Genomic DNA, 9,454 nt, shown 5'->3' with positions numbered 1-9,454 from the left:
CGCTACGAGAAGACCGCGACCATCTACCTCGCCGGACTCCACATCGCAGGCATCTTCCTCTGGTCCGCCCGCTGATCCAAACGAAACCGCCTAGTCCCGGGAGTTGCCGAACAGCAGGCGGTAGCCGATCAGCAGAACGAGGGCGCCGACGATGGCGGACCCCCAGGTTGCCGCATCGAAGAACTCCCGCTGGACCGGCCGGTCCAGGAACTCGGACGACAGCCAGCCGCCCAGGAAGGCACCGGCTATGCCGATCACCGTCGTGCCGATGCAACCGCCAGGGTCCCGTCCGGGCAGGATCAATTTGGCGATCCCTCCGGCGAGGAGTCCCAGAATCAGCCAGGCGATGATGCTCATCTCTCCGGCGCTCCCTTCCACTGCATCTTTTCGTAACGGGGCGGGCCCGGACACCTTATCTTCTACAGTTATGTAGAGGATGTGGTTCCGGGTGGAGCGTCTATACGATGTCCGCCCGGGAAACGGGCGGCGGGCGGAAGGGAGACAGGACGTGGCGGACGGCCGACGTCCCCGACGGCGGGGGCAGGGCGAGCTGGAAGCGCTGGTGCTGTCGGCGCTGCGGGAGACCGGCGGGCCGGCAACGGCCGGCCGCGTGCACGAGCGTCTCGGTGAGGATCTTGCCTACACGACGGTCATCACGATCCTGACCCGGCTGCTGGACAAGGGGGTCGTCACACGTGAGCGGGCGGGTCGCTCCTTCACCTGGCAGCCGGTCGCCGACCAGGCGGGCCTGGCGGCGCGCAGGATGCGGAAGGTCCTGGATGCCGAGAACGACAGGGAGGCGGTGCTGACTAGCTTCCTCACCGCGCTCGAGCCGGCCGACGAGCTGCTGCTGCGCGAGCTGCTGGCTCACCCCCGGAGCGAAGGGGGAGACTGACGCCTTATGGGTGTCTTCGTCTTCCTCCCACTGGTTCTGCCGCTGACGGCATGGCCGATCGCCCGCCTTGCCGAACAGCATCTGCACCCGCGCACCACGACCAGGATGCTCACGGCTCTGGCCGTTGCGATGGCGCTGTGCAGCACGGTGTGCCTGGCACTGGTCATGGTGGTCGGTACGGCGCAGCTGCCGGGCAATCCGCTGCCCGACGGGTGGTCCGATCCGCAGGTGCGTGCGGCGGTGCCGTTCGACGAGGTGGCCGGCAAGGCGGCGATTCCGGCGCTGGCCGCGGTGCTGCTGGCCTGCGCTCGGGTGCTGTGGAGGCACGGTCGGGTGCGTCGCGGCTCCCACCGTGCGCTGGTCGGGCTGCCGGACACGGCGGTGGCTGTCCTGCCGGACGACGTCCCCTACGCGTACGCCCTCCCCGGTGGGCGACGGGGCCGGGTCGTGGTGACCACCGCCTTGCTGGCCTGTCTGGAGTCGGCGGAGCGGCGGGCGCTGTTCGCCCACGAGCGGGCACACCTCGCCGGGCGGCATCATCGGTTCCTGCTGGCTGTACAGCTCGCCTCGCGCGCCAATCCGTTCCTGCGGCCGCTGCGCACCACCGTGACGTACGCCGCGGAGCGGTGGGCGGATGAGGAGGCGGCAGGGACCGTGGGGAGCCGGCGGGTCGTGGCGCAGGCGATCGGGAAAGCCGCATTGGTGTCACGAGGAGTTCCGGTGCCGACGCTGGCCGGCATGGCCGCACCGGGCCCGGTTCCGCGCAGGGTGGCCGCTCTGCTCGGCCCTGCCCCGGTGACGCGCAGTTGGTCGTCGGTGTCCAGCTCGGTCGGCTGGGCGGCGTGGGCCGCGGCGGCGGGAACTGCCGTGTCGGCGATGGCCTCAGCGAATTCCGCCGTGACCATGTACTTCATCCTGAACTCCGCTACACCCCTCTGACCAGCGAGCGGCGCGCTCCGACGCCATGGCGCTTTCACGATCGACAAGATCGATCTGTCAGGCATTCCCTCCAAGTTCTACATGTATGTAGAGTTCGGCTGTTCGGCGGACAGGCGTCGGGTGCCCGGCAGGGGACGGGGCCGTAGGACTGGGCGGAGGAGCGGACCTCAGTGAGTGGTAACGGAAGGCGGCGTGCTCCGTCGGGCAGGCCGCCCAGGCTGACCAGGCGTGGCAGGATCCTGCTGTGGTGCGCCGGGGTGTGCTCCGTGCTCGTCCTGGGCGTCGCCGGGGTCGGTGCATGGGTCTACAACGACCTGGACGACAACATCCACGCCGCCGACGTCGACAACAAACTCGGTGGGGAACGGCCCGAGAACCTCAGTCCCGGTTCGAAGAACATCCTGGTAGTGGGCTCGGACAGCCGGGACGGCGACAACGCCAAATACGGCAAGGGCCTGACCACCATGCAGTCCGACACGCTGATGGTGCTGCACATTCCCGCGAACCGTGAGTGGGCCACAGTCGTGTCGTTCCCGCGCGACTCCTGGGTGGAGATATCCGCCTGCGACAAGGGGGACGGCGCGACGTCCACGCCACACCACGCCAAGATCAATGAGGCGTTCGCGATCGGCGGCACCAGCGGCGAGGTGGCCGGGGCAGCCGCCTGCACCATCAAGACGGTGGAAGCCAACACCGGCCTTCGCATCGACCACTTCATGTCCGTCGACTTCCAGGGCTTCAAAGGCATGGTCAACGCCCTCGACGGCATAGAGGTCTGTCCCGAGGACGCCATCCATGACAAGAAGGCCCACCTGGACCTGGAGGCCGGCTGCCAGACCGTCAAGGACGAGGAGGCGCTCGGCTACGTACGCGCCCGCTACAGCGTCGGTGACGGTTCGGATGTCGGCCGTATCGGCAGGCAGCAGGAGTTCATGGAGGCACTGGCCACCAAGGCCCAGTCAAAGCTGACCAGCCCCAGCGCCCTCTACAGCTTCCTGCAGTCGGCCACCAAGTCGCTGACCACGGACAAGGACTTGGCCGGCATCAAACCGCTCTCCGGTCTCGCGTCCGAGCTCAAGGGCATCCCGAGCGACCGCCTCACCTTCCTCACCGTGCCGAACTACCCGCGCGAAGCCGACCTGGCCAGCGACAAGGCCAACGTCGTGTGGCAGTACCCGCAGGCCGCCGAGGTGTTCACCGCGCTGGCCAAGGACCAGGAGATCGACAAGGAGCAGGTGGAGGCGGACGCGAAGGACCCGCTCTATGCCTCTACCGTCCGAGTGCGGGTCCTCAACGGCACCGGGGTGTCCGGACGGGCCGCCGCCGTCGCTGAGAAGCTGCGCGAGGCAGGCTTCACCGTCGTCGGCACGGGCAATGCGCCAAAGGGCGGCAGCACCACGGTGAAACACCCGCCCGGCCTGGAACGGCAGGCAGAAGTACTCGCATCCAGAGCGAGCGGCGTACGGGCCGAACAGGACGCAGAGGCCGCCCCGGGCACGGTGACCCTCGTGGTAGGAACCGACCTCGACCCCGCACGCATTCGATGAGCATGCAGGCGGGCCCAGGCGGAACCGCATGGTGACCGCGGCATCTGCGCTGATCCGGGCCGCCGACGACGGCGGGACCACCGGGCCGGGACGACGCCTCACTGGCCGCCCCGACGCCGGCACTCCCTTACCGGTCAGAGGTCGAACTCGTGCGGCGGCAGGTCCAAGGCGAAGCACGCCTCGCGGACGATCGCCTGCTCGTCCTTGTCGAAGTCGCCGTCTGCTCCGCCGATCACGATGCCGATCTGCACCACGGCACGTGCCTCGGCGGGCTTCTTCTTCGCCTTGGCGATCTCCTGGAGAACCGTGACCTTGCCGAGGGCGAAGTCGGCGGTGAGCTTGTTGAGGTTGTCCTCGAAACGACGGTGCAGGTCGTCGGCGGGGAAGTTCTGCAGCACCTCGTTCGTGGAGATCAGCTGAGCGACGCGCTGCCGCTCCGAGGGGTCGACCGTTCCGTCGGCGGCGGCGACCAGCGCGCACATCGCCATGCTCGCGTCGCGGAAGGCGCCGCTCTTGAGGTCGTTCTTCTTCGCCACGAGCTGCGTCTGCATCTGCGACGCGGACTCCTTGAAGCGGTCCCAGAGGGCCATGACTACTCCAAACGGGTCAAAGGTGTGCCCCGGCCGTAGCGGCTGGGGCAGCCGGGTGCTTCTACAGGCACGTAGAGACTACTGAGAAGGGCCGCGGCTCGGGGCCCCTGTCTCTCGGGCGGGCGCAGGCGCTCAGCCCTCGTCCTCTTCCTCGTCGTCGCCCTCGAAGAAGTCGCCGACCTCGTCGACGACTTCCGCGGCGACCATGCCACCGACCACGCCGACCGCGAGTCCGGCCGCTCCGGCTGCGACGGCGGTGCCCATGCCGGGGCCTGAGCGGTGGTCGTCGTGGTGACCACCGTGGCTGTGGTGGTCGTGGTGTGCGTGGTCCGTGTACGGGGCGCCATGTCCGTACGCGGTCTGGGTCCCGTACGTCCCGTGGTGCTCGACAAGCTGCCGGACCCAGCCCTCCACCTCGGCCGCCCAGTCGCGGACGTCGTGGTGGCCGACGGAGAAACGGGTGACGGCGTCATGGCCGGAGGAGAAGAGCCCGCCGCGCTTGTCCGCCTCCAGGACCACTTCGAGCCCGCCGGGACCGGCCAGGAAGGTCAGCTCGATCTCGTTGAGCCGGTCGGCGTACTGCGGGGCGGGGACGAGTTCGATCTCCTGGTAGAAGGGCAGCTGCTGACCCGTCCCTGCGATGTGCCCGTACTCCAGGTCGGCCGACTTGAAGCCGAAACCGAGCTGCCCGAAGGCTTCCAGGACGGCCTCCTGGACCGGCAGGGCCGTGACGGTGAGCTGGTCCAGGTCGCCCTTGTCCTTGGCGCCCGCGACCGCCACCTCGGTGCGTACGCCGAGCACGATGCCCAGCGGCTGTCCGTACAGCTCGGTGATCGGCGTCTCCCACGGGAGCGTGACCTGGAAGGGCAGGCTGCGCGGTTCCTCCGTCCCCAGCCGGAAGCCGCCGCCGACGGTGAACCGGTCGAAGACGACGACGCCCTCGCTCTCCCCGTCCTCGTGCTCCGCCTCGACCCGGGCCACGAGCTCGAGCGTGATGTGCTCGATGTCGAAGTCGGCCTGCCCGCCCTTGAGGTGGACCTGGCCGGTGAGCGTGGCGCCGGGCAGGACGGGAGCCGGGTCGAGAACCGTGTCGACCGTGGGGGCGCCTACGCCGAGCGAGCCGAGAAGTCGCTTGAACACCATGGTGGCGTCCACTCCTTATGCGTACTTGTGTTCCATGAGGTGGTGCCGTCCGGCCGGGAAGGTGTGAACGGACGGCACCGAGCCCGCCTGCCGGGGTGGGGGCTACTTGGCGGCTTCGAGAGCGGCGAGTGCCTGGGCCCAGCGGACGTACTTCAACTCGGCCAGGTCCGCCACCGTCTTGACTCCGAACGCCTCGTCGAGCAGTTCGCCGTCACGGTCCGAGACGCCCTTCAGCGCCGCGACCGGGGCGGCGAGTATCTCCGGCAGGCTCTTGTCCGCCCACGCCTTGTCCAGCACATTGTCGAGATCGATCGAAGCCATGTGTCTTCTCCGTGGGTGTGCGGCCAGGGTCGCCCCGGGCCTGTTTCTACAAACGAGTAGAAGCATAGAGTTGACCCGAAGGGCGGGGAGCGTGCTCCGGCCGGCCGCGTTCGGAAAGGCCGAAAGACGCTCCTGACCTGGCCAGAGAGGCACTCCCGAGAGGTCCCGCCTTCGGTGACTTGTCGGGAGGGAGCAGGCAGCGGCCTCGAGGCGGGGCCGGCACACGACGGTGCCGGGAAGCCGCCTTTCGGCCAGAATCGTTTCCTGTCTGCACGTCCAGTGAGGGAGTCAGAGCTTGTCCGCCAGATCGACGGACCCTTCGGGGCACGGTCCCCGACCATTCCGCCCGGTGATTCCTGAGCGCGGCACGCGGCGGGGTGGTGCGGTGTGAGCGCCGTGGAGGCATGGCTGGGGGTACTGGCCGTCTTCGTGCTGACCGCGGGAACCGGGTACTTCGTCGCCCAGGAGTTCGCCTACGTCTCGGCCGACCGGCTTGCTCTCGCCCGTGAGGCCGAAGAGGGAGACCAACAGGCCGCCCGTGCCCTGAAGGTGCTGGAGCGGCTGTCGTTCATGCTCTCGGGCGCCCAGCTCGGCATCACGGTGACCGGTCTGGTGGTCGGCTTCATCGCCGAGCCGTCCGTCTCCGCGCTGCTGCGGCCCGTGCTGGCCGGCATCGGCATCCCGGACGGCGCCGTCACCGGCATCTCTGTCGTCCTCGCCTTCGTCCTCGCCACGGTCGTGCAGATGGTGCTGGGGGAGCTGGCCCCGAAGAACCTTGCCATCGCCGTCCCGGAACGGCTCGCGAAGTCGCTCGCGGGCTCGACGCTCGCCTATCTGAAGGTCGTCGGCCCGGTCGTCCGGATCTTCGACGGCGCCGCGAACAGGCTGCTGCGCAAGGTCGGTATCGAACCGGTCGAGGAACTGCACCACGGCGCCACCCTGGAGGAGCTGGGCCACCTGATCGGCGAGTCCCACGAACAGGGCGAGCTGCCGCGCGGGACGGCCCGGCTGCTCGACCATGCCCTGGAGTTCTCCGAGCGGACGCTGCACGAGGTGATGGTGCCGCGGGCCGACGCGGTCTTCGTCCGCAAGGACGCCACGGCCGCCGAGGCCGTCACCCTCATCGGCAAGCACGGCCACTCCAACTACCCTGTACTCGGCGACCATCCGGACGACGTCGCGGGCGTACTGGGGGTGCGGGAGCTGATGGGGCTGCCCGCCGAACAGGCCACCGCCGTCACGGCCGGGGCAGCGGCCCGGCGGCCTCTGCTGCTGCCGGACACCCTGCCGCTGCCGGATGCGGTGGCGCGCATGCGCGAGGACGACGACGAGTTCGCCGTCGTCCTGGACGAGCACGGAGGTGTGGCCGGCGTCGTCACCTACGAGGACATCGCCGAGGAACTGGTGGGTGACATCGCCGACGAGTCGGACACCGTCACCGAGGTGGCCGTCGCGGACGGCGAGGGCTGGCTGGTGGACGCCGGGCGCCGGCTGGACGAGGTGGCCGAGGCCACCGGCGTCGAACTGCCCGAGGAGGACGACTACGAAACCGTGGCCGGGCTCATCGTCGACCGGCTCGGCCGCTTCCCGGCGATCGGGGACCGGCTCACCGTGGAGCTGCCCGGAGGCGGCAGCGCCGTGATCGACGTACGCACGCTCGACCGGCACGTGCCCGAACGGATCCGGATCGAGCGGCCGGCCGAGAAGGCGGAGGAGCAGGCATGAGTTTCCCGATGGCCCTTTTCGTCACCGTCCTGCTCCTCGTCGGCAGTGGCTTCTTCGTCGCGGCCGAGTTCGCGCTCGTCGCCGCCAAGCGGCACCGTATGGAGAAGGCCGTGGCCGACGGGCAGCGCGGCGCCAAGGCCGCACTGGCCGGCATGCGGGAGCTCTCGCTGATGCTGGCCGGCGCTCAGCTCGGCATCACCGTGTGCACGCTGGGCCTCGGCTCGGTGTCCAAGCCCGCGATCTCCCACGAACTGGACCCCCTGCTGCACCGGCTGGGCCTGCCCACCGCGCTGAGCTACGGCGTGGCCTTCGCCGTGGCGATGATCGTCGTGGTGTTCCTGCACATGGTCCTCGGCGAGATGGCGCCCAAGTCCTGGGCGATCGCCCACCCCGAGCGCTCCGCGATGCTGCTGGCCCCGCCCTTCCGCGCCGTCGCGACCGCCGTACGGCCGCTGATCCGGCTCCTCAACCGCATCAGCAACGCCCTGGTCCGCCTCTGCCGGGTCGCCCCGCGCGACGAACTGGCCTCCGTCCACAACCGGGACCAGCTCACCCACCTGGTCGAGGAGTCCGAACGGCTCGGTCTGATCAGCCAAACCGACTCCGATCTGCTGACCCGGTCACTGACCGAGCCCGAGACGCCCGTGCGCGACCTGATGACCCCGGCCGCCGGCATCGTCGCGGTCGACGCCGATGCCGAGACGGAGGAAATCCTGAGCCTGGCCGCCGCGCACGGCCGCACCCGGCTGCTGGTCCGCCAGGACGACGCCGTCGTCGGCTCCTTGCACGCACGCGACGTCCTGGTCGCGCGAGCACACGGACGGCCCACCGGCGCCCGCGCGCTGGCCCGTCCGGTGCCCGAACTGGCGGAGGACGCCACGGTCGCCGAGGCGATCGAGGTGCTGCGCCGACGGCGGGCGTCGCTCGCCGTGGTCCGCGACGGCGCGGGGCGGCTCACCGGCATCGTGAGCCTGGACGACCTGCTGGCCCGCTACCTCCAGCCACAGGCCGCGTAACAGCCCTTCTCGTCGGTCCGAGCGCCCCGCTCCCAGAGGGCGCTCGGACACGACCGGGTGTGCCGCGGCCACCGGTAGCCGGGCTGTCCGCCCGTCGTGATCTACAGTGCTGTAGAAAACCTCCTGCGGCGTGATCGCTCACCGCATCGGCCCCTCATCCGGGAGTGGGCCGAATCGGCTGTCGCGCCATGTGAAGGAGGCAGGGCAGCAGATGCCCCAGCAGCAGTTTCTCCGTTCCCGAGTGGCCCTGGCCCGCCGGTGCACGGCCATCATCGAGACGCGCTGGTTCGCAGCCACCGTCTTCTCCCTGATCCTCGCCAACGCTGCGTTGCTCGGCGTCGAGACCTATTCCGGCATCGTCGCCCACCACCAGCACTGGTTACGGCTGGCCGAGCATGTCTGCCTGGCCGCCTTCACCGTGGAGATCGTGCTGCGTCTGGCCGCGTACGTCGATCGCCCCGGAGAGTTCTTCAAGGACCCGTGGAACCTCTTCGACCTGGCCGTGGTCCTGTGCGCGTTCCTGCCCGTCGTACGCGAGAACACGACCGTACTGCGCCTGCTGCGCCTGGCCCGCGTCCTGCGAACCGCCCGCTTCCTGCCCCAACTGCGCATCGTGCTCGTAGCCGTCGCCCGCAGCCTGCCCGGGACACTGAGCTTCCTCCTCGTCGGCGCACTGCTGCTGTACGTCTACGCAATGGTGGGCTGGGTCTTCTTCGGCAGCCACGACCCCGAGCACTACGGATCCATCGGCCGCGCCGTGCTCACCCTCTTCCTGCTGATGACTTTGGACGGCATCGGCGACGCCGTCCACGCGGGCCTCGACATCTCCCGCTGGAGCCTCCTCTACTACGGCTCCTACGTGCTCCTCGCCTCCTTCGTCCTCGTCAACGTCCTCATCGGTGTCGTCATCACATCCCTCGACGAGGCCCGCGAGATGGACGGGACGACCTCCTCAGAGCCCCGGCCTCACACGGATCGGTCGGGGCCCACAGCACTGGCCCACCGCATCGAGGAAGCCCGTCGAGCCCTGGACGAACTCGAACACGAACTGATCCGGATGCCGCCACCTCCCATGGACGGGAACCACCACCGGATCCCGACTGCACAGCGACGCGAATGACCCGCACGAGTCAACGCATAATCGTCAATCGCATACTGAGTGTGCGTGACGCGAGCGGAAGCAGCGGGACTGTAAATCGTTCGGTGTAACTCCCGATCATGGAGGATGCATCGATGACCAGTGAGAACGTAGCTGAGCCCGGAGCTGTTGAGCTTTCG

At 69.2% G+C, this 9,454-nt stretch carries 10 protein-coding genes; 6 read left to right on the top strand and 4 right to left on the bottom strand.

Annotated elements, in window-relative coordinates:
• Positions 1–90 precede the first annotated feature (90 nt).
• Positions 91–357 (bottom strand): GlsB/YeaQ/YmgE family stress response membrane protein, encoded by a 267-nt coding sequence (locus ACIQFU_RS38465; RefSeq protein ID WP_365558122.1) that lies wholly within the window; start codon positions 355–357, stop codon positions 91–93.
• A 151-nt stretch (positions 358–508) separates the two neighbouring features.
• Between ACIQFU_RS38465 and ACIQFU_RS38460 the strand changes: the two genes are divergently transcribed.
• The 3 genes from ACIQFU_RS38460 to ACIQFU_RS38450 all read left to right on the top strand — a co-directional run bounded on the left by ACIQFU_RS38460 (position 509) and on the right by ACIQFU_RS38450 (position 3,381).
• Positions 509–895 carry a BlaI/MecI/CopY family transcriptional regulator gene (locus ACIQFU_RS38460; protein WP_381668759.1) on the top strand — a complete coding sequence of 129 codons (387 nt, stop codon included), beginning with the start codon at positions 509–511 and terminating at the stop codon, positions 893–895.
• A gap of 6 nt (positions 896–901) precedes the next feature.
• Positions 902–1,834, top strand: a complete 933-nt coding sequence (locus tag ACIQFU_RS38455; protein WP_402558025.1) for a M56 family metallopeptidase — start codon at positions 902–904, stop codon at positions 1,832–1,834.
• 239 nt (positions 1,835–2,073) lie between these two features.
• Complete coding sequence (locus ACIQFU_RS38450; protein WP_402558027.1) at positions 2,074–3,381, top strand: LCP family protein; 1,308 nt, start codon at positions 2,074–2,076, stop codon at positions 3,379–3,381.
• A 134-nt stretch (positions 3,382–3,515) separates the two neighbouring features.
• Here the strand turns inward: ACIQFU_RS38450 and ACIQFU_RS38445 are convergent, their stop codons facing one another.
• The 3 genes from ACIQFU_RS38445 to ACIQFU_RS38435 form a co-directional block, all read right to left on the bottom strand.
• Positions 3,516–3,971, bottom strand: coding sequence for a tellurite resistance TerB family protein (locus tag ACIQFU_RS38445; RefSeq protein WP_365558128.1), 456 nt, complete (start codon positions 3,969–3,971; stop codon positions 3,516–3,518).
• A 132-nt stretch (positions 3,972–4,103) separates the two neighbouring features.
• Entirely contained in the window at positions 4,104–5,114 is a 1,011-nt protein-coding gene (locus tag ACIQFU_RS38440) for a sporulation protein (RefSeq protein ID WP_402558024.1), read from the bottom strand.
• A gap of 102 nt (positions 5,115–5,216) precedes the next feature.
• A complete protein-coding gene (locus ACIQFU_RS38435; protein WP_381668767.1) occupies positions 5,217–5,435 on the bottom strand; it encodes a hypothetical protein in 219 nt (72 codons plus the stop codon).
• A 387-nt stretch (positions 5,436–5,822) separates the two neighbouring features.
• On the opposite strand from ACIQFU_RS38435, the gene ACIQFU_RS38430 reads away from it, so the two are divergent.
• The 3 genes from ACIQFU_RS38430 (at position 5,823) to ACIQFU_RS38420 (ending at position 9,296) form a co-directional block, all read left to right on the top strand.
• Positions 5,823–7,160 carry a hemolysin family protein gene (locus tag ACIQFU_RS38430; protein WP_402558022.1) on the top strand — a complete coding sequence of 446 codons (1,338 nt, stop codon included), beginning with the start codon at positions 5,823–5,825 and terminating at the stop codon, positions 7,158–7,160.
• Positions 7,157–8,176: a hemolysin family protein gene (locus ACIQFU_RS38425; RefSeq protein ID WP_402558020.1), complete on the top strand. Its 1,020-nt coding sequence runs from the start codon at positions 7,157–7,159 to the stop codon at positions 8,174–8,176. Before ACIQFU_RS38430 ends, ACIQFU_RS38425 begins: the two co-directional genes overlap by 4 nt.
• Positions 8,177–8,387: 211 nt before the next feature.
• Entirely contained in the window at positions 8,388–9,296 is a 909-nt protein-coding gene (locus tag ACIQFU_RS38420; RefSeq protein WP_402558019.1) for an ion transporter, read from the top strand.
• Positions 9,297–9,454: the final 158 nt, after the last annotated feature.

It is taken from the genome of Streptomyces sp. NPDC093065 (genome assembly GCF_044754585.1).
GTDB lineage: Bacteria > Actinomycetota > Actinomycetes > Streptomycetales > Streptomycetaceae > Streptomyces.
Note: the sequence above shows the minus strand (reverse complement) of the source record. Positions and strands in the feature narration are given on the sequence as shown.